This window comes from Pseudomonas sp. CLCA07 (assembly GCF_053615335.1).
In genome coordinates, this window is the sequence record NZ_CM132131.1 from 5,989,931 (window position 1) to 6,013,390 (window position 23,460).

A 23,460-nucleotide genomic window follows, 5' to 3' on the forward strand; every position below is an offset into this window, starting at 1 on the left:
ATTCCTCTGTAGGAGCATGGCTTGCCAGCGAAGGGGCCGGCCCAATCAACAGATATCTTCAAGACAAAACCTCACCACCGCATCCGCACCCCCAAACTCCCAATCAACCCATTCAAATCATTGTCATCCACGTCACTGCTGTAATCCGCACTGATATACACACTCACCGTAGGCGTGACCCTGGCCACCAGCCCCAACCCCACTTCAACCGTCGATGAATTGCGACTGCTGCTGATCTTGTCGACCTGGTCGAGGGTCACGGTGTTGCCGGTGTTCACGGTGCGCCACAGGTTAGTCCGCACGTAGGGTTCGACACCCAGGCCATTGAAGTCGTAACTACCTTTCAAACGGGCGCCGACCCGTCCGCTCCACGACGTCAGGTCGCTCGATGACGCATTCCCCGAGCCGGCATACGGCGTATCCAGAGAAATGCGCTGATTAATCAACTGCGCCTGGGGTTCGATCACCCAGTTCTCGCTCAGGCCAATCGGGAAACCGCCTTCCACCGACAATGTCATCGCCGTGCCTTCAGTGGCCTGCCGCGCGCCCTGGTGGTTACGGCTAAAGCCGTTGACCCGGCCACCGCTGGCGGTCAAATCCACATGCCAGCCTTGAGGGCCGGTCAGGCTCCAGTAAGCGCCGAGGCTCTGGCCTTGGAGGTTGAGGGTGTTGTGGTCGGGGTTGGCCAAGGCTGGATGGGTCAGCAAGCCGTTGCTGTTGCCTTGTAAGTGGGTGGTGCCGCCGATCAGCCCGACCTTTTGGGTATGACCACTACCGCTTTGCAAGGTGAGGATCGCCGGGCCTTTGAATTCTGTGGTGCCGGGGATCGAAGATCCCAGTGACAGGTAGTCGGTCTGCGCTTGTCGTGACGGTTTTCCGTACACCTGGTCCCAGGCTGAAGGCGCTTCGTCTTCGATGGTCAGGTGTGAGCTTGTTGTATCGGACGCGGCGCTGAAGTGGCCGGGGTAGGGGGCAGTGATGCTCGTGGTCGGCAAGGTTAAGGCCGGAACATCCTGGCGATACCACGGAGCGGTTTCTTCTTCCGTCGGTCCCGCCTGGGCCTCGAGGGTCGAGCACAGCAAGATAGAGCTGGTGACAGTGCAAAAAGTGACTTTGATCTCTTGTTGGGTGAATGACGTTTTCATGGGGGTCTACCTTGCATTCGCATGGGGTCTCTCGCTATGGCGTCTCTCCTACCCCGAATGAGGGGCGGCCGAATGAATGGGGCAAGCCTATGGGCGCCCGTATTGGCGGGTGTCTGGGGGTGCCCCCTGATGGAATTTCGGGGGGTAGTAAAGTGAAGCTAAGAAGACTGCTGACAGTGCGTCAAGAAGGTTATTGATCAGTGGTACCGGTATTTTTGGTGTTTCAAATGACTGATTTACGGCGCTGATCTAAGTGCTTGTTTGTTCGTGGACGCGTCAAAAAAACCGCGATCCAGAGCCTTCTGACTCGTTTGCTAGAAGTGCACTTCGACGGCCAACGGCAAATGATCCGACAAGTGCGTCCAGGGTTTATGACTTAGAATTCGCGGTTCATGGCTGCTGGCGTTACGCAGGTATACCCGGTCCAGGCGCAACAATGGAAAGCGTGCCGGGTAGGTTTTGGCCGGGCGTCCGTTATGGCGTTCGAACGCCTCATGCAGGTAGTTTCGTTGGGCGAGGGCGGCGTTGCCTTGCAACTGCCAGTCGTTGAAGTCGCCAGCGATGATCACCGGGGCGTCGTCGGGCAGGGATTCGAGCAGTTGGCAGAGCAGCTGCAATTGCAACTGGCGATGACTTTCGAGCAGGCTCAGGTGCACGCAAATCGCATGAACTTCAGCGTGCCCCGGCACCTCCAGCACACAGTGCAGCAACCCGCGGCGTTCGGGGCCAGTGATCGACACATCAAGGTTTCGAAATTCGCGAATCGGGTATTTCGACAGCAGTGCATTGCCGTGGTGGCCATCGGGGTAGACCGCATTGCGCCCATAAGCGAAATCGTTCCACATGCTGTCGGCGAGAAATTCATATTGAGAGGTCGGCGGCCAATGGTTGTAACGGGAAGAATGCCGATCGTGTAATCCCACCACTTCCTGTAGGAACACCAGATCCGCTGCCGTACTGCGCACCGCCTCGCGCAGCTCCGGGAGGATGAAACGCCGATTGAAGGCGGTGAAGCCCTTGTGAGTGTTGACCGTCAGTACCCTCAGGCGATGAATCGCCGCGGACGGGGGCAGCGCGGCCCGTTGCTCGGAATCGCTGGTCACGTGTGCTCCTCGGAATCTGGCCTGCGTATGCATGCGACTGATGTGGCGGCAGGCAGTTCAAAGCCACCGCAACTTTGTAGCAGCTGCCGAGCCTGCGAGGCTGCGTCCGGCCGCGCAGCGGTCGTGAAATCAGGCGACACGGTGTTTCAGGTAAACCGAGTGCACGGGGTTTACGACCGCTGCGCGGCCGGACGCAGCCTCGCGGGCTCGGCAGCTGCTACAGAGCTATGCGGTTTGTCAGACGAAGACAATTTCATAGGGTAAACGCATGCGGTCCAGGAGCACCCGGGGCAGCAGCGGTGCGATGCCGATGGTGGGTTCGCCGTCGAGCTGGCTGGCGTAGGCGTGGACGGCGTGGCTTTTACGCGCGACGGTCCAAGTGTCCAGGCGCAATTTGCGTGCACGGTGCCAGGGCAGGAGTCGCTGGTCGCGAGCCGGCCAGTGCCAGGCCCAGATAGGCACTTCATGGAACGCCGCACCGACCTTGCTCGCAGCAACGGCGCTGGCACGGCCGACGGCGTCGTGATCGGGCGTGCCGTCTTCGCGCCAGGTGCTGAACACCACATCGCCAGGCCGCAAGTAGCGGGAGATGAATTGGGTCAGTTGTGTCTCTTGCTCGGCCAGGGCGAAGTCAGTGAAGCCACCACGAATCCATTTCAGGCTGTGCATCGGCAAGCCGAGCCTACGCAAGGCCTCGACGCTTTCCTGGCCGCGAAACACGCTCAGGCGCTTCTCCGACCATTGTTGGGAGCCCGGTTGGCTGGCACTGCCATCGGTGACCGAGATCATTTGCAGTGGATGACCGAGGCTTGCGAGCAGTTGCAGCAGGCCGCCACAGCTGACCACTTCATCACCGGGATGCGGCGCGATCACCACGGCGCGTGCGCCGGCGGGGACCAGGGTCTGGGTGTTGATGACGGGGATGTTGTCCAGTTGCAGCGCACTGTTCCAGATTTGTGCTGGCTGGCTGCTGTCGATGAGGGTGAGGGGTTTCATCGGCCTACGTCCTTGTTTTGTTTGATAGCAATGTGCAACGTTCCGTACCTTGGATTGTTGCGAACGGAGTATTGCTCAAGTATCGCTATTCGTCGCGTCGCGGTTTCATCTGAGGCGGTTTTTTTTAACCAACTCGTACCAAATCGCGTCAATAGTCCCCGAAACCACCGCGCGCAGCTCCATTTCACTCGTCTTCCTCATGCTGCAATTCAAACAGCAGCAACGAACGGCCGGTTACCGAATATTCGTGATCGAGTTCAAAGCGTTCCTGTCCTCGAATGGACGGTTGATTGGTGTCGATCATGCAGGTCCAGTGTCCGCCATCGGGCACTTGCGGCAGCGTGAAGTTGACGATGTCGTGGTGCGCGTTGACCACCAGCAACAGCGTCGCGTCAGCGCCCTTGCGGCGGATCCCGGTTTCCTGGGCGCGACCGTCGAGCAAGATCCCGAGGCAACGACCGTGGGCCTCGCCCCATTGTTCCTGGGACATTTGCGTGCCGTCCGGCGCCAGCCAGGTCACGTCTTTGACACCGATGTCCTCGTTGTAATTGCCCACCAGGAAACGGCCGCGTCGCAGGATCGGGTACGCCAGGCGCAACTTGATCAGGCGTTTGACGAACTTGAGCAGGGCCTTGCCGTCCTCGCTGAAGTCCCAGTTGACCCAGCCGATCTCGCTGTCCTGGCAATAGGCGTTGTTATTGCCCTCCTGAGTCCGGGCGAATTCGTCGCCTGCGACCAGCATCGGCGTGCCTTGGGACAGCAGTAGCGTGGCGAAAAAGTTGCGCATTTGCCGCTGGCGCAATTCGTTGATCTCGGGATCGTCGGTCGGACCTTCAACGCCGTGGTTCCACGACAGGTTGTTATTGCTGCCGTCCTGATTGTTCTCGTCGTTGGCTTCGTTGTGCTTGTCGTTGTACGACACCAGGTCGTTGAGGGTGAAACCGTCGTGGGCGGTGATGAAATTCAGCGAGGCATAAGGCCGGCGGCCACGTTGGTTGAACATCTCGCCGGAGGCGGTCATGCGGCTGGCGAAATCGGCGAGTTGGCCGTCGTCACCTTTCCAGAACGCGCGCACGGTGTCTCGGAATTTGTCGTTCCACTCCACCCAGCCCGGCGGAAAGTTGCCGACCTGATAACCGCCGGGACCGCAGTCCCACGGTTCGGCAATCATCTTCACCTGACGCAGCACCGGGTCCTGGCGGCAGGCCACGAGGAAGCTGTGACGCTCATCGAAACCGTCGTGGTAGCGACCGAGAATGGTCGCCAGGTCGAAGCGAAAACCGTCGACGTGCATTTCCGACGCCCAGTAGCGCAAGGAGTCGGTGACCATTTGCAACACGCAAGGATGGCTCAAGTCCAGGGTGTTGCCGGTCCCGGAATCGTTGATATAGAAGCGTTTGTCTTCGGGCTTCAAGCGATAGTACGAGACGTTGTCGATGCCGCGCATGGACAGGGTTGGCCCTTGTTCATTGCCCTCGGCGGTGTGGTTGTAGACCACGTCGAGGATCACTTCCAGATTGGCTTCGTGCAGATGCGCGACCATTTCCTTGAACTCGGCGATCTTGCCGCTGGCCAGATAGCGCGGGTCCGGGGCGAAGAAGGCGATGCTGTTGTAGCCCCAATAGTTGGTCATGCCTTTGTGCAGCAAGTGTTGATCGTTGACGAACGCGTGGATCGGCAACAATTCAACCGACGACACGCCGAGTTTGCGGATGTGGTCCAGCATGTCATCGACCATCAGCCCGGCGAACGTACCGCGCACATTCTCGGGAACGGAAGGGTGACGCATGCTGATGCCGCGCACGTGGGTTTCGTAGATGATCGTTTTGTCCCACGGCACGCTGACGCGATGGTCGTGGCCCCAGGTGTGCGCCGGGTCGATAACTTTACATTTGGGCACGAAGGGCGCGCTGTCGCGTTCATCGAAACTGAGATCCGCGTCGGGGTGGCCGATGGTGTAGCCAAACAGCGCTTCGGACCATTTCAACTGACCGACCAGTTGCTTGGCATAGGGGTCGATCAGCAGTTTGTTGTGGTTGAAACGATGTCCCTTGGCCGGGTCGTAGGGGCCATAGACGCGATAGCCATAAATCAGGCCCGGATGGGCGTCGGGCAAGTAGCCGTGGTAGATCTCGTCGGTGTATTCGGGCAGCTCGATGCGTTCAAGTTCCACCTCGCCCGAGTCATCGAAGATGCACAGTTCGACCCTTGTGGCGTTGGCGGAAAACAAGGCGAAATTGACCCCCAGGCCATCCCAGGTTGCGCCCAGCGGGAAGGGCAAGCCTTCACGGATTCGCGACGCCTCGGCGTGAGGTTCTGGCGCGGTTTTTTTTGGCGTGGTCATAAGTGCTCCTGCAAATGGGGATCAAGGGGTTTTCGAGGACGAACGCGGCCCCAGTGGCGAGCGGACTCGCCACGTCCTTGATCAAAACAAATCGTCCTGGACGTCAGGTGATAGGTGGCTTTTTCGCCGCACGAGGTTTCTTCTCGACGGCTTTTTCCCCCGGCAGGATCACTTTCGACGCCGCAGCAGGTTTGGCCTTGGCTTTGGGTTTTGCTGCGCTGGCTTTACCGTCCAGTGCGCCATTGGCCTTGCTGGCTGCAGGTTTAGTGGCGGCGGCTTTAGTGGCGCTGGCTTTCGGGATTTTTTTCGGTGCCAGGGCTTCCGCTTCGGCCAGCTTGCGAGCCATCTCCCAGTGTCGGGCGTCCTGGCCCTCCGGTTTCCCCTCTGATTCCCAGATCTGATAGGCAAATTCGCGAACGCGTTTATCGTCGGTACTCATCGCAATGCTCCTGAACTGAACTCAAGCTTGGGTAAAGTGTTGGATAAAGAGATTGACCGGGACAATCCCCAGCGCAGCGCTGATGTTCAGCTCCCTGTGTTTTGTGACTGCAACGCTGGAAAAAAGTCCCTCCAGATTTTCATTAGAGGCGGTGAACGGTAATTTGACCCGTGTATCGCCCCACTGCAGCGCATCTATCCTTGGTTCAGCACTGTTTTTTAGCAGATCGGTTTTCAGTAGTTCGGCGCAGCGTATCGGTACGATCACGATGGCGCGTTTGCCTTCCAGCGAGCGAGCCAAAGCCAGCACTCGATGTGCCTGGCTGCCGACCACTTCAAGGGCTTGATATGTCCCTCGCGAAAACAGCTCGGCATGCTCGGCCCGCAGGTTCAGCACCTCGGCGATCAGCGTCTGCTTGATGCGCCCGTCACGCCAGTTCGCCAGCAGTTCGGGCACGTCCGGTGTTGCTTGAAGGGCCCGTTGACGGCTGGCGTAATCCACCGGCCGGCGGTTGTCCGGATCCACCAGGCTGAAGTCCCAGAAGTCGTCGCCCTGATAGAGGTCCGGCACCCCCGGCACGGTCATTCGCAGCAAGGTTTGCGCCAATCCATTGAGGGCGCCGGGTGCGGCGATGGCCTGAACCGCTTGGCCGAGGGCGGCGCGCAACTGCTCACCTTCTGGGGCCAGAAACAGACGCTCGATAAACACCTGCACCGCGTGTTCATAGGGTTCGTTCGGCGCGCTCCAACTGCTTTGCAGCTTGGCTTCGCGCAGGGCTTTTTGTTGCCACTGCCAGAGGCGTTTGGCGTAGTCCTCAAGTGCAGGCTGATCGTCAATCCGCAGGGTCAACGACCAGCTGCCGAGGATCGCCTGGTACAGGATCAATTCATTGCCCGCCGTCGGCATCTGGTCGTCATTGCGCAGCGGGCGGGCGAGCGTTCTCCAGAGCGGGACTTGCTCGGCGTACCAGGCGCTGCGTTCACTCAGCACGGCTAAACGGGCACGGGTGTCTTCGCCGCGTTTGTGGTCGTGGGTGGCGGTGGCCAGCAGATTGTCCGGGAATTCGGCCAAGCGATTGACGCAAGCGGCATGAAAGTCGGACAGCGGGGCGCTGAACTGTTCGGTGCTGAACCCGACATCATTGCGTGACAGCAGCACCGCCGAGCGATAGAACGCGGTGTCTTCGACCGCTTTGGCGGCGGCCGGTGACGTCAGTTGCTGAAAGCGTACGCAGGCATGCTTGAGGATCTTGCGCTGACGACCGACCGGGCGTTTGCGCCAGGGGGCACCACCGAGCCAGCCGGCCAGGCAATCGAGCACCGGCCAGTCGGCTTCGCTGAGGGTTTGCCGTGCACCGTCCATGGCTTGCTGGAAAAATACATCGTCTTGGGTTGAGCGGCCACGGGGGCTGATGTACGTGCGGTACACCGGGAAGTGCACGATCAATTCCTGCAACGCCCGGCGGATCGCACCGAGGGTCAGGTCGCGCGTCATCAAGTCGTCCCGGGCCACTTGCAGCAAGGCCTGGGCAACGCTTTCGAAATCACCGGCCAACGAGCCGTTGAGGATTTGCTGGCGTGCCAATTGGGCTTCCTGGCGGAAGTCGGCAGGTCGTTCGCTGAAGCGCTGCCAGAGTTCGCCCAAGGTCTGGGCGCCTTGCGGGTCGTGTTGCAACAGCGACAGCTGGTTCATGAATTCGTAACCGGTGGTGCCGTCCACCGACCAGTCGCGGTGCAGGGTTTCGCCCTCGCCGAGGATCTTCTCGACGTAGATCGGCAGGTGTCGACCCGGTGACAGGCTATCGACCCGGCGTCGAAGTTTGCGGCAGTAGCCACGGGGATCGGCGAGGCCGTCGATGTGGTCGATGCGCAAACCGTCCACCAGCCCTTGCGCCACCAGCTCGAAGATTTTCGCGTGGGTGGCTTCGAACACCGCCGGCCGCTCGACGCGCAAGCCGCCCAGTTCGTTGACATCGAAAAAACGCCGCCAATTGATGTCATCCGCTGCCGTGCGCCAACTCGCCAGCCGGTAACTCTGCCGTTCAAGCAGGGTGTGCAAACGCTGGAAACCATCGGGGGTGAGTGAGTCGTAAGTGCGCAGGTGTTGCTCGATGGTTTGGCGCATCGCCGGATCACAGGCCAGTTCGCGCAACCCGGCTTTCAGCGGCACCGCCAGACTGTGAGCGTCGGTCTGATAACTCAAGGTGGTGAAGCGCTCCGCCAGCGATTTAAGCGGTTCGACATCCGTGGGCAGCAATTCGCCAAAATGCATCGGGCAGATCGGGAAGCGGTGATCGTAATGCTGCACATAAAAGCTGCCGTCCTGCGCATCGAAGCGCAAGGGCAGGGTGCCGTCCTGCAAGGCGATGCCGTAGTCGCTCCCCAGGAATGGCAGCAATAACTGACCTTCCATCAACGGGTCCGGCGAGTGCCATTGAATGTCGAAGAACTCGCCGAACGGGCTCAAACGCCCCCATTCCAGCAAGTCCAGCCACCAGGGGTTATCAGCGCCGCCGACGGCCATGTGGTTGGACACGATGTCGAGGATCAACCCCATCCGCTGTTCGCGCAGGGCATTGACCAGACGCCGCAGTGCGGCTTCGCCACCCAGCTCAGGGTTGACGGTGGTCGGGTCCACCACGTCGTAGCCATGCATGGAGCCGGCGCGAGCGGCCAACAGCGGCGAGGCATAGATGTGGCTGATGCCCAGGCTGGCGAAATACGGCACCAGTGGCACCGCTTGATCCAGGGTAAAGCCTTTATGAAATTGCAGCCGCAGGGTCGCCCGCGGTGATTGGATAAACGGCGCCGTCATTGGTCACGCTCGCCCGCCTGAAGCCGCGCGCAGGCGAGCAGTTCGAGGCGCCGGGCAGCGTCAGGGTCATCGAGCAGGGCTTCGCTGTCGCCGGGCAGGCGCCGTGACCAGTTGGGGTGGGTGTCGATGGTACCGGGCAGGTTGGCCTGCTGTTCGATGCCCAGGGCATCTTCCAGTGGCAGTAGCACCAAGGGCGCGCGGGTATGCCCAAGGAACCGGACGCTGGCGTCGAGCACCTGATCGGTTTCGTGGGACTCCTCACGAAAGTTCTGCGGGTCTTCGATCAACACCCGATGCAGGCCTTCACGTTCGCGCTCGCGGTGTTGGCGCCATTCGATTTCGCCGCTGGCGTCTGTCAGGCCGAGGCGTGCGTGCCAGTCGATGTCGCGGCCATGCCACCAGCCATTGAGCGTCGGTAAGTCATGGGTGCTGGTGGTCGCCAGCGCGTTATCCGGCCAGTCGAGGATGGGTTTGAAGTGGGCATTATCCTGTTCAAACAACAACACACGCATACCGAGGATCGAGCGTGCGATGAGTTTTTCCCGCAGGCCGTCAGCCACGGTGCCGAGGTCTTCGCCCAGCACAATGGCTTGATGACGATGGGATTCGAGCGTCAGCAGACGCAGCAAATCGTCGACGGGGTAGTAAAGGTAGGCACCATCGCGGGGAGGCGCGCCGTTGGGGATCACCCACAGCCGTTGCAGGCCCATGATGTGGTCGATCCGCAGGCCGCCGGCGTGGGCGAAATTGGCGCGCAGCATTTCGATAAACGCGCGAAACCCGTTGCGCACCAGACCTTCGGGCGAAAACGCGGAAATGCCCCAGCCCTGGCCAGTGCGGTTGAGAATGTCCGGTGGCGCACCTACCGTCAGCGAGGCGAGCAGTTCGTCCTGGCGACTCCAGGCCTGACTACCGCCGCCATCGGCACCGACGGCGAGGTCGGCAATCAGCCCGATGCTCATGCCGGCACTGCGGGCGGCGGCTTGCGCGCGCTCAAGACAACGGGTGATCAGCCACTGGCAGAAGGCGAAGAAGCCGATGCGTGTGGCGTTCTCTTCAGCGAACTCGGCAAGGGCGACGTTGCGCGGGTCGCGCCATTGTTCGGGCCATTCGCGCCAGTCGAGGCTTTCTCCCAGGGTGGCGCGGGCTTCTTGGAGAGCTTCGAAGCGGCAATGATTTTCCAGTGCTTCGCCCGAGGCATGACGGAAGCTGCTGAAGTCTTCATGCAAGGGGTGTTCGCCGTGAATAAAGCCGTCGTACAACGCCTGCAAAATTCGGTGTTTGGCGTGCGCGGCCACGGGCCAGTCAATCAGTGGGCGTTCCTCAAGCTGCTGCAGTTCGGCGGCGAGCCCGGTGGCGTCAATTGCCGTGCGCATCGCCCGCTCCCCGAGGATGGCGCCGGGCGCGGCGTACAGACTGTTGAGAAATAAGCGACTAGAGGGCGAGTAAGGGCTGTAGCGCTGGGTGTCGCTGCCGAACATCGCGTGCAACGGACTGATCGCCAACGCTTCGGCGCCGCGTTCACCGGCCACCCGGGCGAGGTCTTCCAGTGCCTGGGTATCGCCGAAACCGCCATCGCCGGCACGCCGCAGTGAGTACAGCTGCACACTCAGGCCCCAGGTGCGCGGGATCGGATTGTCCACGGCATCGCCGACGCTGTAGCAGCGTTCAGGTGCCACGGCGAGGGTGAAGGATTGCCCATCGATGCTGACATGCTGGTACCCGACCGGAATCAACCCCGGCAGCACCGCCTGTGCATCGAGTTTCAGGTAGATCCGCGAGCCGTCTTCGAGATGAACGTCGCAGGGCGTTTCGGGTTCAAAGTAGCGCACCAGATCGAGACCGGCACCCACGTCGACCGTCATCAGCGGCGGCAGGCGGTGGGTCTGCTGAGCGGCTTGCAGCTCCAGCAGGCTTGCATCGATTTCCTGGGCACTGCCAGCCGGATGACCGAGGCCCGTGAGCACGGCGCGTAAGACTGACGGGCCGACTTTCTGCGGGCGGCCATTGGCGTCGATCCAATCGACGGCCAGGCCTGCGCGGCTGGCCAGTATTTCAAGTTGCGCATCGCTCATGGGCGCTCTCCATCCGGGGGTAGCAAAGGGGCTGCGGCGGTGAGGCTGACTAACGCACAATACGGGGCAAGTTTGCCCTGGCGTAACAGGCCGGCTGAATGGGGTGGGTGTTCGAACAGCAAGAGGGTGTCGACCTCTGGGGTGTGGACCACCGGCGTGTCACTGAGGTTCAGGTCAATGCGCAGCTCACTGCCATCACCCAGCCGCCAGTGTGCACTCACCGCACCGTGCCCTAACACATGGGCGCCCAGTGCCTGGGTACCAGGCAGGCGCGGGATGAGGTGCTGGTGGCGCAACTGCAACAGGCGGCGATACAGATCGTGAATGGCCGGCAGAGCGCTGGCGTTCAGCTTCGGTTGCGACGCTTCAAAGGTTTGGGGCGCATTCGGGTCGGGAATCTGTTCACGCTTGTGCGGATCGGCAAAGGCGCTGAACGCCGCGAACTCGTTGCGTCGACCTTCGCGCACCTGTTCTGCCAGTTCACCGTGGTGGCTGGTGAAAAAGAGGAACGGTGCCTGCGCTGCGAATTCGTCTCCCATGAACATCAGCGGGATCATCGGCGACAACAGCAGTAATGCGGTGGCGGCGTAAAGCGCATCAGGGTGGGTCAGTTGATGCAGCCGTTCGCCTAACGCGCGGTTGCCGATCTGGTCATGGTTTTGCAGAAACAGCACAAAGGCAGTCGGCGGCAAATGACCACTGGGCTCACCTCGCGGCGTGCCGTGTCGGTTGAGTTGGCCCTGAAACACAAAACCCTGGCTCAGGCAGCGAGCGAGTTGTTCGGTGGGTTGTTCAGCGTAATCGGCGTAGTAGGCGTCGGTTTCACCGGTCAACAACACATGCAGGGCGTTGTGACCGTCATCGTTCCACTGCGCATCGAAGCCCTGTTCCAGCAGGCTGGCCTGATTGTGTTCGTTTTCCACCATCAGCCACACATGGCGTGTGGGCTCGGTTTGTTGGCGAACACGTTGGGCCAGTTCTTCAAGGAAGTCCGGGCTTTCAATGGCGTGCACCGCGTCCAGGCGCAAACCGTCAAAGCGATATTCCAGTAGCCACATCAACGCATTGTCGATGAAAAAGTCCCGCACCTCACGCTGCCGGAAGTCGATGGCCGCCCCCCACGGCGTGTGCTTGTCTTCGCGGAAAAAGCCTTTGGCGTAGTGGTGCAGGTAATTGCCATCCGGGCCGAAGTGGTTGTAAACCACGTCGAGAATCACCGCCAGGCCGAGGCCGTGGGCGGTGTCGATCAGGTGTTTGAGTTGTTCGGGCGAGCCATAGGACGCCTGGGGTGCGTAAGGCAGGACGCCGTCGTAACCCCAATTGCGCTCACCGGGGAATTGCGCCAACGGCATCAGTTCAATCGCCGTGATGCCGAGTTCGACGAGGCGCGAAAGATGTTGCTCGACGGCACTGAAACCGCCGAGCACACCGACGTGCAGCTCGTAGATGATCGCCTCGTTCCATGGCCGACCGTGCCAAGTGTTGTGTTGCCATTGATAGGCCAGCGGATCGACCACCACACTGTGGCCGCCGATGTCGCCGGCTTGCGCGCGGGAGGCCGGGTCCGGCACCTCCAGCTCGCCATCGATGTTGTAGCGGTAACGCGTCCCCGCCGGGCAGCGGGTCTTGATCACGAACCAACCATCCACCTGAGGCAGCAGTGGCAAGGATTGTCCATTTTCCAGTTCGACACTGACGTAAAACGCATCAGGCGCCCACAAGGCAAAACGCGTGTGCTCTGCGTCCAGCATGATTGCGCCGTGGGGCCAGGTCTCAAGGGTCCGAAACGGCATCGTTGAAAACCTCTTACTGTCGGCCCGATTTACCCAAAGCCTTAGCCACAAGCTGTTCGTAGAGTTCGGCGTAGGGTTCCACCGCCTTGCACCAGTTGAAAGGCGCGGCCATGGCCCGGCACCGCATGGCATGGAGCAGGTCGGGGAAGGCGAACACCTTGAACGCACGGCTCAGGGCTTCCTGGTAACTTTCGACGGTGGACTCATCGAAGAGGAAACCGGTCACGCCGTTTTCAATGGTGTCGGCCAAGCCTCCGGTATTGCGTGCCACCGGCAGCGAACCGAAGCGCTGGGCGTACATCTGGCTCAGGCCGCAGGGTTCATAACGCGAGGGCATCAGCAGGAAATCGCTGCCGGCGAACATGCGTCGGGCGTCGGTTTCGTTGAAGCCGATGCGCACGCCGATCTGTCCTGGAAAACGCAGGGCCAGTTCACGCATGGCTTGTTCTTCTTCCGGTTCGCCACGGCCGATGATTGCAATCTGGCCGCCGGATTTGACGATGTATTCGGAGACCGCTTCGGTCAGGTCCAGGCCTTTCTGATAGACCAGGCGCGAGACCACGGCAAACAGTGGGCCCTCGGAGTCGTCCAGGCCAAACAGTTCGCGCACGTGCGCGGCGTTGATCGCTTTGCCGTCCCAGTCGCCAATGGCAAACGGGCAGAACAGGTGTGGATCCGTGGCCGCGTCCCAGCTTTCATCGATGCCGTTGGGAATGCCGCTCAGCAGGCCCTGCTGGGTCTTGGCGGCGAGAAAACCGTCGAGACCGCAGCCGAAGGCCGGCGTGGTGATTTCCTGGGCATAGGTGGCGCTGACGGTGGTGATGTGGCTCGAATAGGCCATGCCGGCCTTGAGGAACGACATCTTGCCGTAGAACTCCATGCCTTCCTGTTGCAGGGCGTGCGCGGGAATGCCCAGTTCGGGGCACGAGCCGAGGCTGGTCACGCCCTGGTAGGCCAGGTTATGGATGGTGAACAGGGTCGGGGTGCGCTGCCCACGCCAGTGCATGTAGGCAGGTGCCAGGCCCGCCGGCCAGTCATGGGCGTGCACCAGATCCGGGCACCAGTGAATTTGGGCGAGATTGGCGGCGATATCCGCGGCGGCGAGGCCCAGTCGGGCGAAACGGATGTGGTTGTCTGGCCAGTCGCGACCATTGTTGGCGCCGTAAGGCGAACCTTCGCGCTCGTAGAGCTCAGGGCAGATCAACACATAGATGACCAGACCGTCCGGCATGTCCATGCGCCCGATCTTGCAGGCTGGCAGTGCGGCGTGCCCACCCAGTTCACCAATGATATGGATAGGGTTTTCGCTGTGCAGCACTTGCGGGTAGCCGGGGATGAGGACCCGCACATCGTGCAGGTGCGACATGGCGCGTGGCAGTGCGGCGGAAACGTCGCCCAGACCGCCGGTCTTGACCAGATCGGCAATCTCGGATGTGACAAACAACACTTTCTTTCTATTCGGATTCTGACTGGCAGCCGGTGCCAGCGTCTTGGTTCCCGGGACGCTGATGGATTGCGCGCTCGGTGCATTCACGGCGCTCGATTCGCCGACCTGCTGCTGAGCACGTTCTCCCTGAATATCTAAAGCCGCACTTGTCATATGAATCTCCCGTGGTGTTGATCTAATTCTTAGGTCTGGCACAAACGGTGTGGCCAAATCCTGCGGCCGGGCGCAAAAGCGCACGCATCGGTAGCAAATGCTGCCCAATGCGGTGAAGCAGATGGGTGGAGGGGCCGTTGCAAGGAATGCACCAGTCGCGTTGGCCCTACCTTTACCCTGACCCATGGCCGGGACTGAAAGTTTCGAGTTCTTTACAGCCAGATGACCGACCGGTTTTACCTCGCGAAAATGAGTCTAGGCCAGATCCTAGAGCGGGGCGGGTATCTGGTGAAATTGTTCGACAATCGGTTTTCAGAGGGTAAAAGAACCGCGTGTGGAAGGGGTGACCGCACCGACGAAGTGCAGGTTTATTTTTGGAGGCTGGTCAAAACAGGACTGGTAAGTCACAAAAGTGGGCGGGTTGGGAGATGGGGCCGCACTGTTGTGGTGCGTTTGGTTCGGCAGGGTGGGTGTGCTTGATGGCCCCTTCGCTGGCAAGTCGAATCGTCGCACCGCAGCTCCTACAGGGTTCGCGCATACCCTGTAGGAGCTGGCTTGCCAGCGAAGAATTTGACTCGGTCCTAAGTGAAAACCCGAATCGGTTTCCCCGCCGACCACGCTTGAATGTCTTCGACCATCTGCGAAAAGAACAGGTGGTAGTTCTGCCAACACACATGCCCGACACGGAGCGACGCCAGCACGTTTTCCAGATCCTCCCGCCGTTCAAGGGCTTGACCACTCGTCGCTACTGTCAGATCTGACAGTAGCGAGCCCACTGCCAATCCGTGTGTGATCGCTCCAACCGTTGCGCCGAAAACCAGGCCAGCCACGTCCGACGCAGGAGCGTTTTCATGACCGTTGAATTCAGCCAGCCACCCGTTGATATTTCGTCCGATAACACCGTGCTGGCACTGTTTCCGCCGGAGGTGCTCGGCAGCACAAAACCAGTGGTAGGCGCGCACTGTGGTGCCCCCATCCATGTGGTAGACCTGCCTCCCATGGGTGCCCAGGTATTGGTGACTGCGTACCTGAATCAGGCGCCGAACGATACCGTCCAGCTCAACTTGAATGGACAACCCAACATTGCCAGCGCACAGACTGAAACCGAGTCTTCCGACACACGGATAAATCTTCCGAAACTCCACCTGAAGCCGGACATCGTCAACCGTATGACGTACACCGTGATTCGTAACAGTCAAAACCAAGGCTCCTCCGAACCACCGCTGGAAATCCTGTATAACGACATCCGGCCGGGCAATCAGGACACGACACCGGGGCCACCGCATGATCATTCCCGACTGGAATTGCTCCTGCCCGATGCGATCAAAAACGGCGTCGGCCCAGACTTCCCCGTCGCCGGCGTTCAGGTATGCGTGCGCTACCCGTATTGCCGGGCTCACGACCTCATTCGACTGAACTGCAACGGTTATGACGTCTTGCATACCGTGACCCCAAGTCAAGCACCGGCGCAAGGTTCGGACACCCCGGTGACGGTGTGCTTCACCGTGACACGCTCAGACCTGGAGGCTGCCAAAGACCATCCTCAATTTGTGTTTTCGTTCACCGTTACCGACCAAATCGGGAATGGCCCTGATACAGACGCGCCATGGTCCGCCGCACACATCGTCGATGTGGACCTGGCCGGCCAGCGCTTGCCAGCGCCGATTCTGCTGGAAAATCTCGCCGACTTTCCCGGTGACGATTCGAGCCTCATCGAACGGGAGAAACTGGGCAGCAAGCCGTTGTCGGTGTTCGTCAAGACCGAGGACAGCCGCATCAGTATCGGCGACCGAATCGTGGCGGTGTATACCGCGAAGTTATCCGGGCAATCCGACATCGTGGTGACGGTGAGCGGCGCGGTTGAGGGTAAGCTTGGCCAGAAAATGCCTTGTGTGCTGGAAGTGCCGAATGACAAGGTCCTGTCCGGCTACAGCGTCACGGTGATGTATGAGGTGTTCCGAGGCGAAACACCGATTGGCCAGTCGCGGGTGGCCCATGCGCGGGTGGTGGGTGAAAGTACGATTGAATTGAATCCACCGACCTTGGTCTCCGCCCCCAACCCCTTTGACCCACTGAACTACCCCCAAGGCGTGAGCGTGCGTGTCGACTATGCCGGCGCCGTACCCGGTGACAAGGCGCGACTGTATCTGGTGAATCCTTTGCCGGATTCGCCCGCGTTTATCGATTTACCGCTGGATCAGAAATTTGCGGTCTTCATCCTCGATGCAATCTTCCTCGGGCTGTGGCACGGCAAGGTGCCGCAGCTGGTCTGGAAGTTGATCAAGGGCGAGCAGCCGGTAGCCGAATCGACGCCATTGGTGGTGACCGTGAACCGGATTGCGGATGGGGATTCGCGGTTGCCTACGCCGACGATTGATGGCGCAACTGGGGATGGCGTGCTGGATGTGGCGCAGATGCAGGACACGGCTCAATTGAGGGTGGCTGCGTGGCTGCTGCAAGTATCGCGGCACTGTATCTGGTTGCGTTATGACGGCTTCGACAGTGCGGGCCTTGCGACAGAACTGGTGGTATGGGCAGGCGCGCCGCATCAATCCACTTCGGGGCTGACCACGACAGCGGCCATTGCGTGGCTGAAAACGCTTAAGGATGGTTCGAGGTTGACCCTCACCTTTGGCGTGAACTTCGCCATGCAGACTGACACCGCGACGATGGTCAGGTTTCCGATGCAGGTTTATACCGTTCGGTCAGTGCAGGTTGGCATTCCTGCCTTCACCAATCCGCCTTACGTCATTGACCCGGCAGGTCAGGTCAAGGACATCGTAATGCGCCTCGCCGATGACAAAGGTCAGCCGGTGGTGGGTGGTGAACTTACGTTGACCCTTCCGAGCGGATTTACCTTTGCTGATGGTGGTAGCGGTGCGCGTGAGTTCACTACGGCTTCGGATGGCACGGTGACGGTCAGTGGCGTCAAAGGTCACAGTACTCCCGGGATCTACGACTTGGTGGTGGTCAGCGGCGAGCGGTCCGTTGAGGTGCCAGTGACTGTTCTTGGGGTGGTTCAACAGATTTCAGTGGACCCATGGCTGTCCGGACTGGTCCTGAATCAAGACGGTTCGCGCGCCTATGCATGCCATAACGATCGTCATAACCAGGTTACGATCATTGACACGCTTAATCAGAAGGTCATAAAAGTTATTCCGACGGCGGACAACTCAATCGGTATCGCAATCAGCCGTGACGGGACGCGTCTTGTTACTGCCGAATACACTCGCTCCGGGATCTCGTTCTATGACCCCGTGAATCAAACATTTATCCGAACAATAGTTCCTACCAATAGTCCAGGCGATATTGCCCTGTCTCCTGACGGAAAACGCGCTTTTTTCCCCGTAGGCGTGGGCACACAACCCCATGTCCTGATTGTCGATGTCGAGCGTCAGGCGGTGCTCAAGACCGTGCCCGTCGGGACAAGCAATCAGGCATTGAGCATTGCTCTCACCCCGGACGGTACGCGAGCACTTGTCGCTCCTGTCAATGGTGGTCTAGCGATCTTCAATACCGTTAGCGAGACAGTCATCAAAACCCTTCCTGTCAGGAGTCATTGGGGCAGAATTGCCGTCAGTGCGGATGGCTCTCGCGCAGTTGTCTGTGAGGACCAATTTGGGATTGCAGTCATTGACGCGGTGAACTGGACAGTAAGCGGAACCGTATCCATCGGGGGATTTTTTAAAGATCTTGCTATCAGTCCCGATGGCTCTCGCGTTTATGTAACTACAGGTCAAACGATCGTCATCGTTAATATCGCAAGCCTGAGAGTGGAGAAAACGATACAGGTCGACGGTGATACAGGGGCTATCGCCCTCAGCCCTGACGGTACTCGGGCCTATGTCAGCAATAAGAGTCGAAACACGGTTATGGTTGTGGCCATCGGATAAGCGAACGGTGATGCTCAGAAGACGGGAGGAAGGAAAAGGGAACGCTTTTATTTACCGACCCGGTTTTTCGTCCCCGGTAGTTGAACGAGTTATTAAACGGAGATGTTTAAAAAACATCTCCAGACACTCTCTCAGGCTACACATCCTTGCGCCGTTGCCTACGACTGCGCCAGAATCCGCCGGCTTGTGCGCCTAAGGGGCGGGCTCTATTGTTTCCCGGTCGCTGACCAATCAGCGATCGGGTTTAGCGACCCGAACCTTTGTAGGCGCAACAGCGCTCCAAACTCTCTTGCAGACTGTTCATGTTTGCGATTGTTGTCATGGCGGCTGTGCGCGGGAGATCTTCGGATCTGCCGGGCGCCTACACCCGGTTCGCTAACCTGCGTGCAGCCGCCACCCTCATTTGTTTAGCGACAAGTTTTGGTGGCTCCATTTTTTGTAGGAGTTTCACTATGTTCAAAATCACACCCAACCCACCCGAAACCGACGACGTTTCCCCGTACGAATCCACCGATTCCAAAAAACTCAACACCGCCGCCGACCGCGCCCTCGATTACTACCTCAAACCGGTCATTCCCAAAGACACCCCGCGCAAGCCCAGCACGATCTACTTCGTTGGGCCCGACACCGATAACGAAACCCTGCTGGTCAACGCCTGTGAGACGTTGGCGTCAGCGAGTGTCATGTTGAGTGATTTCGCGGGGCAACTGAACGGTACACAGCGCCATACCCTGCTGGGGATTCAACACTCCGTCATGTTGGGTGAGCTGGCGGTGAACCGGATGCTGGATAACGTCGATCCGCAGGGATAGCGCGGATCTGTGGTGAGGCACTTACCTGTGGTTGTAGCTGCTGGTTTAGTTGCAGTTGCGTTTGACCGCTGAGTTTGTGGTGTTTGGTCGGGCCTCTTCGCTGGCAAGCCAGCTCCTACCGGGTTCGCGTATATCCTGTAGGAGCTGGCTTGCCAGCGAAGAACGATAACTCGGTATCAGGTGAACAACCGGATCGGCTTACCCGCTGACCACGCCTGAATATCCTCGACCATCTGCGAAAAGAACATCTGGTAGTTCTGCTGGCTCACGTACCCGACATGCGGCGTAGCCAGCACATTCTCCAGCGTCCTGAACGGATGATGTTCAGGCAACGGCTCCACTTCAAACACATCCAGCGCCGCCCCCGCCAACCGATTCTTCTGCAACGCCTTGATCAGCGCCGCCTCATCGACAATCGGGCCACGGGCGGTGTTGACCAGCAGCGCCGTGGGTTTCATCCAGTCCAATGCCTGTGCGTTGACCAGACCACGGCTGCGCTCACTGAGCACCAGATGCACCGACAACACGTCGGCCTGTTCGAACAGTTCCTGCTTGCTGACATAGGTCACGCCGACTTCGGCAGCGGCTTCGGGTGTCAGGTTCTCGCTCCAGGCAATCACCCGCATGCCGAACACTTGCCCGAACTGCGCGACGCGCTTGCCGATGCTGCCGAGCCCGAGGATGGCCAGGGTCTTGCCGTGCAGATCACCGCCCAGACCTTGCTGCCATTGACCGGCGCGCAATGCGTTGGCTTCGACCACGAGGTTGCGGGTGGCGGCCATGATCAGCGCCCAGGTCAGTTCCGGCGCGGCGTGCTTGTAGCTGTCGGTGCCGCAGACTTGAATGCCCAACGCAGCGGCTGCTTTGAAGTCCAGCGCCGCGTTGCGCATGCCGCCGGTCACCAGCAGTTTGAGTTTGGGTAGCCGGCGCAACAGGTCTTCATCGAACCGGGTGCGTTCGCGCATTACGCAGATCACCTCATAGGCACCCAGACGCTCGGCCAGGGTTTCGTTGTCGGCCGGGTAGTCATGGATAAAACGCACCTCGCCAATGCTCTCCAGCACCGACCAGTCCACCACGTCACGCGCGACATTCTGCCAATCATCGATCACCGCAATCTGCACAGTCATCCGCCTTACCTCATCAATGAACCGGGTTGGTTTTGTTCAGCCAGTCGAGCAGTGCCTTGTGGAATTGCGCCGGTTCTTCCATCTGTGGCGCGTGGCCCATGCCGGGGAATTCAACCAGGGTCGACTGCGGAATCAGTTTTGCCACTTGCTTGCCGAGCACGTCGTAATGACCGAGCTTCGCCTTGACCTCGGGCGAGGCAATGTCACTGCCGATCGCCGTGGTATCAGACGTTCCGATCAGCAACAGCGTCGGCATCTTCAGGTCTTTGAATTCGTAGTACACCGGTTGGCTGAAAATCATGTCGTAAATCAGCGCCGAGTTCCACGCGACTTGCGTATGCCCTGGGCCTTTGTTCAGGCCGGCCAACATGTCGACCCAACGCTCGAATTCCGGCTTCCAGCGACCACCGTAATAGGTGTTGCGCTCATAGGTGCGGATGCCGTCGGCGTTGAGTTTCAGTTCGCGCTCGTACCATTGATCGACGGTGCGGTAGGGCACGCCGAGGGCTTTCCAGTCTTCCAGGCCAATGGGATTGACCAGCGCCAGTTGTTCGACTTGCTCGGGGTATTGCAACGCGTACCGGGTGGCGAGCATGCCGCCGGTGGAGTGACCGAGGAGGCTGGCTTTTTGAATGCCCAGGGCCTTGAGCAGTTGTTGGGTGTTGGTCGCCAGTTGCTGGAAGCTGTACTGATAGTGGTCGGGTTTGCTGGAGGTGCAAAAACCGATCTGGTCCGGGGCGATGACCCGGTAGCCGGCCTCGCTGAGGGTTTTGATCGAACTGTCCCACGTCGCGCCGCAGAAATTCTTGCCATGCATCAGCACCACGCTGCGTCCGTTGGCCTTGCCATGGGCGGCGACGTCCATGTAACCCATTTGCAAGGATTTGCCCTGGGACTCAAAGGCAAAATGCTTGACGGTGTAGGGGTATTCGAAGCCCTGCAATTGAGGGCCATATTCCGGTCCTTCGGCGTGGGCGACGACGGGCAGTGCGGCGGTCAACAGCAGGCTGGGCAGCCAGCGGGAGAGGGCTAGGGGCATGGGCGAACTCCATGGGAAACCTGCCGATGCTGGATCGGCATGATTAGGGCGACATTAAACAGGCAATCGCCGCGCCAGATCGTTCAACCCATCCAGCCCAGCGTGACCATGGCCAGCACGCCATAACGGGCGGCTTTCGCCAGGGTCACGATCAATAGAAATCGCCCCAAGGGTTCGCGCATGACGCCGGCCACCAGCGTCAGCGGGTCACCGATGACTGGCACCCAACTCAGTAGTAAAGACCAATGGCCATAACGCTGATAGTGGATTCGCGCTCGTTCCAGATGACTTGGGTTGACCGGGAACCAGCGCCGCTCCCGAAACCGTTCGATACCGCGTCCCAGCCACCAGTTCACCAACGAACCGAGCACGTTGCCCAGCGTGGCGACGGCCAATAGCGACCAGAGCCAATACTTGTCGCTGAGCAACAACCCCACCAGCACCGCTTCGGACTGCAACGGCAGCAGCGTCGCAGCACCGAACGCGGCGAAGAACAGCCCAAGGTAAGCCCCGGAAATCAATGGGCGGGGTAGTCCGCCACCACGACATCCGTGCCGTCCTTTTTCAGGCCGATCACTTGGTAGGCATCGCTCATGCCGTCCATCTCCATGCCGGGCGAACCCATGGGCATGCCGGGGGCTGCAACGCCCAGCAGATCGTCACGCTTGCTCAAGGCCAGCACTTGATCCGCCGGGACATGACCTTCGACGAACTTGCCGTTGATCAACCCGGTATGACACGACGCCAGACGCGGCGGCACGCCGTGCTGTTGCTTGAATTCGCTCATGTTGGTTTCGACATGGTCTTCAACCTTGAAGCCGTTGGCTTCAAGGTGGCTGATCCATTTTTTGCAGCAGCCGCAGTTGGCGTCGCGGTGGACTTCGATGGGGATCAGGTCGGCGGCCTGGGCCAGGGAGGAAATGAGAAGGGCGCTCAGGGCGGCCAGACGCAGGTGGGTTCGCATGGGGGATCTCGACTCGGGTGGCGGTCAAAAAAAGAGGCATTTTGACCAGTTTAGCCACGGATGAGGGAGGAGATTGTTTCCAAGTGATGCAGAAGAACCCTGTAGGAGCCGAGCTTGCTCGCGATTGCGGCGTGTCAGTCAGCATCACTGTTGACTGACACGCCGCTATCGCGAGCAAGCTCGGCTCCTACAGGGGTAGGTATTCACTGAACCTTGAACTGCCCCATGAGCGCGCTGTTGCTAGCGGTCGAGCAACTTCATGACTTCCTCGGGGTAACGCAAGCCAGCGGTGGCATTCGCCGGGAATATCGCTTCCAGAGCTTGCAACTCGTCGCTGCTGAGTTTTACCTCCAGTGCGGCGATGTTCTCTTCAAGGTATTTACGCTGTTTGGTCCCTGGAATCGGGATCAGGTAGTCACCTTGCGCCAGCACCCAGGCCAACGCCAATTGGCCCGCTGTCACACCTTTATCCGCCGCTAATGCCTGAATCTGCTGCACCAGCAGCAGATTCTTCGCAAAGTTTTCCCCTTGGAAACGCGGGCTGAAACGACGGTAATCATCTGCCGCAAAGTCATCCGGGCTTTTCAGTGCGCCCGTCAGAAAGCCCCGCCCCAGCGGGCTATAAGGCACAAACGCCACGCCCAGTCGCTGGCACGCGGCGAGGCAACCGTTCTCCTCCTGATCGCGGCTCCACAACGAATACTCGCTTTGCAGCGCACTGATGGGATGCACCTTGTGCGCCCGCTCCAGCGTTGCGGCCGACGCTTCGCTCAAGCCCAGGTAACGCACCTTGCCGGCCTTGACCAACTCGGCCATGGCGCCGACGGTTTCTTCGATGGCCACCTGTGGATCGATGCGGTGCTGGTAATACAAGTCGAGGGTTTCAATGTTGAGGCGTTTGAGCGTGCCGTCGATGGATTCGCGAATGTATTCCGGTCGGCCATTCACACCCCGTGCGGTAGGGTTGGACGAGTCACGGACAATACCGAACTTGCTCGCCAGAAACACCTGGTCGCGTTTACCGGCAATGGCTTTGCCGATCAATGCTTCGTTGGTGTGAGGGCCGTACATGTCCGCGGTGTCGAGCAGGTTGATCCCGAGTTCGAGCGCGCGATGCAAGGTCGCGGTGGCCTCGCGGGTGTCCACGCCCGTGGTATAGAAATCGGTCATGCCCATGCAGCCCAGGCCGATGGCGGAAACCCGCGGGCCGTTTTTGCCCAATTGACGTGTTTGCATGAAATCAACTCCCTGTGGTGTGAATGCACAGTGTTGACCTTGGTAAAAACAAGATAAACCGGCTAAAACTGCTATCA

At 59.8% G+C, this 23,460-nt stretch carries 16 protein-coding genes and 1 pseudogene; 2 read left to right on the top strand and 15 right to left on the bottom strand.

The genetic code is table 11. The annotated features are described in order from the left end of the window. Positions 1 to 71: 71 nt before the first annotated feature. The 10 genes and pseudogenes from ACWGZX_RS27485 to ACWGZX_RS27530 all read right to left on the bottom strand — a co-directional run. Positions 72 to 1,145: an autotransporter domain-containing protein gene (locus ACWGZX_RS27485; protein WP_452626293.1), complete on the bottom strand. Its 1,074-nt coding sequence runs from the start codon at positions 1,143 to 1,145 to the stop codon at positions 72 to 74. Between the two features lie 314 nt (positions 1,146 to 1,459). Continuing rightward, positions 1,460 to 2,248, bottom strand: a complete 789-nt coding sequence (locus ACWGZX_RS27490; protein ID WP_452626294.1) for an endonuclease/exonuclease/phosphatase family protein — start codon at positions 2,246 to 2,248, stop codon at positions 1,460 to 1,462. Between the two features lie 237 nt (positions 2,249 to 2,485). Further along, the gene (locus tag ACWGZX_RS27495) at positions 2,486 to 3,244 is read right to left on the bottom strand and encodes a PIG-L deacetylase family protein (RefSeq protein WP_452626295.1); all 759 of its coding nucleotides are present in this window, start codon (positions 3,242 to 3,244) and stop codon (positions 2,486 to 2,488) included. 184 nt (positions 3,245 to 3,428) lie between these two features. After that, entirely contained in the window at positions 3,429 to 5,588 is a 2,160-nt protein-coding gene (glgX, locus tag ACWGZX_RS27500; RefSeq protein WP_452626296.1) for a glycogen debranching protein GlgX, read from the bottom strand. A 103-nt stretch (positions 5,589 to 5,691) separates the two neighbouring features. Continuing rightward, a complete protein-coding gene (locus tag ACWGZX_RS27505; protein WP_452626297.1) occupies positions 5,692 to 6,027 on the bottom strand; it encodes a DUF2934 domain-containing protein in 336 nt (111 codons plus the stop codon). Positions 6,028 to 6,048: 21 nt separating this feature from the next. Continuing rightward, positions 6,049 to 8,841, bottom strand: coding sequence for a malto-oligosyltrehalose synthase (locus ACWGZX_RS27510; RefSeq protein WP_452626298.1), 2,793 nt, complete (start codon positions 8,839 to 8,841; stop codon positions 6,049 to 6,051). After that, entirely contained in the window at positions 8,838 to 10,916 is a 2,079-nt protein-coding gene (malQ, locus tag ACWGZX_RS27515) for a 4-alpha-glucanotransferase (RefSeq protein ID WP_452626299.1), read from the bottom strand. The genes ACWGZX_RS27510 and malQ overlap by 4 nt, the downstream gene beginning before the upstream one ends. Continuing rightward, positions 10,913 to 12,709 (bottom strand): malto-oligosyltrehalose trehalohydrolase, encoded by a 1,797-nt coding sequence (gene treZ, locus ACWGZX_RS27520; protein WP_452626300.1) that lies wholly within the window; start codon positions 12,707 to 12,709, stop codon positions 10,913 to 10,915. The genes malQ and treZ overlap by 4 nt, the downstream gene beginning before the upstream one ends. 13 nt (positions 12,710 to 12,722) lie before the next feature. Then, positions 12,723 to 14,309, bottom strand: coding sequence for a glycogen synthase GlgA (gene glgA / locus ACWGZX_RS27525; protein WP_452626301.1), 1,587 nt, complete (start codon positions 14,307 to 14,309; stop codon positions 12,723 to 12,725). Between the two features lie 581 nt (positions 14,310 to 14,890). After that, positions 14,891 to 15,019: pseudogene (locus ACWGZX_RS27530) on the bottom strand (D-2-hydroxyacid dehydrogenase family protein); the annotation flags it as partial. Between the two features lie 141 nt (positions 15,020 to 15,160). Between ACWGZX_RS27530 and ACWGZX_RS27535 the strand changes: the two are divergent. Beyond that, a complete protein-coding gene (locus tag ACWGZX_RS27535; protein ID WP_452626302.1) occupies positions 15,161 to 18,202 on the top strand; it encodes a YncE family protein in 3,042 nt (1,013 codons plus the stop codon). A 452-nt stretch (positions 18,203 to 18,654) separates the two neighbouring features. Continuing rightward, the gene (locus ACWGZX_RS27540; RefSeq protein ID WP_452626303.1) at positions 18,655 to 19,014 is read left to right on the top strand and encodes a DUF6124 family protein; all 360 of its coding nucleotides are present in this window, start codon (positions 18,655 to 18,657) and stop codon (positions 19,012 to 19,014) included. Between the two features lie 176 nt (positions 19,015 to 19,190). On the opposite strand, the gene ACWGZX_RS27545 is transcribed toward ACWGZX_RS27540, so the two are convergent. The 5 genes from ACWGZX_RS27545 to ACWGZX_RS27565 all read right to left on the bottom strand — a co-directional run bounded on the left by ACWGZX_RS27545 (position 19,191) and on the right by ACWGZX_RS27565 (position 23,383). Further along, the gene (locus ACWGZX_RS27545; RefSeq protein ID WP_452626304.1) at positions 19,191 to 20,144 is read right to left on the bottom strand and encodes a D-2-hydroxyacid dehydrogenase family protein; all 954 of its coding nucleotides are present in this window, start codon (positions 20,142 to 20,144) and stop codon (positions 19,191 to 19,193) included. A 13-nt stretch (positions 20,145 to 20,157) separates the two neighbouring features. Continuing rightward, positions 20,158 to 21,183: an alpha/beta fold hydrolase gene (locus ACWGZX_RS27550; protein WP_452626305.1), complete on the bottom strand. Its 1,026-nt coding sequence runs from the start codon at positions 21,181 to 21,183 to the stop codon at positions 20,158 to 20,160. Between the two features lie 83 nt (positions 21,184 to 21,266). Beyond that, positions 21,267 to 21,701, bottom strand: a complete 435-nt coding sequence (locus ACWGZX_RS27555) for a YqaA family protein (protein WP_452629075.1) — start codon at positions 21,699 to 21,701, stop codon at positions 21,267 to 21,269. After that, a complete protein-coding gene (locus tag ACWGZX_RS27560) occupies positions 21,701 to 22,147 on the bottom strand; it encodes a DUF411 domain-containing protein (RefSeq protein ID WP_452626306.1) in 447 nt (148 codons plus the stop codon). The genes ACWGZX_RS27555 and ACWGZX_RS27560 overlap by 1 nt, the downstream gene beginning before the upstream one ends. Positions 22,148 to 22,387: 240 nt before the next feature. Further along, positions 22,388 to 23,383: an aldo/keto reductase gene (locus tag ACWGZX_RS27565; protein WP_452626307.1), complete on the bottom strand. Its 996-nt coding sequence runs from the start codon at positions 23,381 to 23,383 to the stop codon at positions 22,388 to 22,390. Positions 23,384 to 23,460 lie beyond the last annotated feature (77 nt).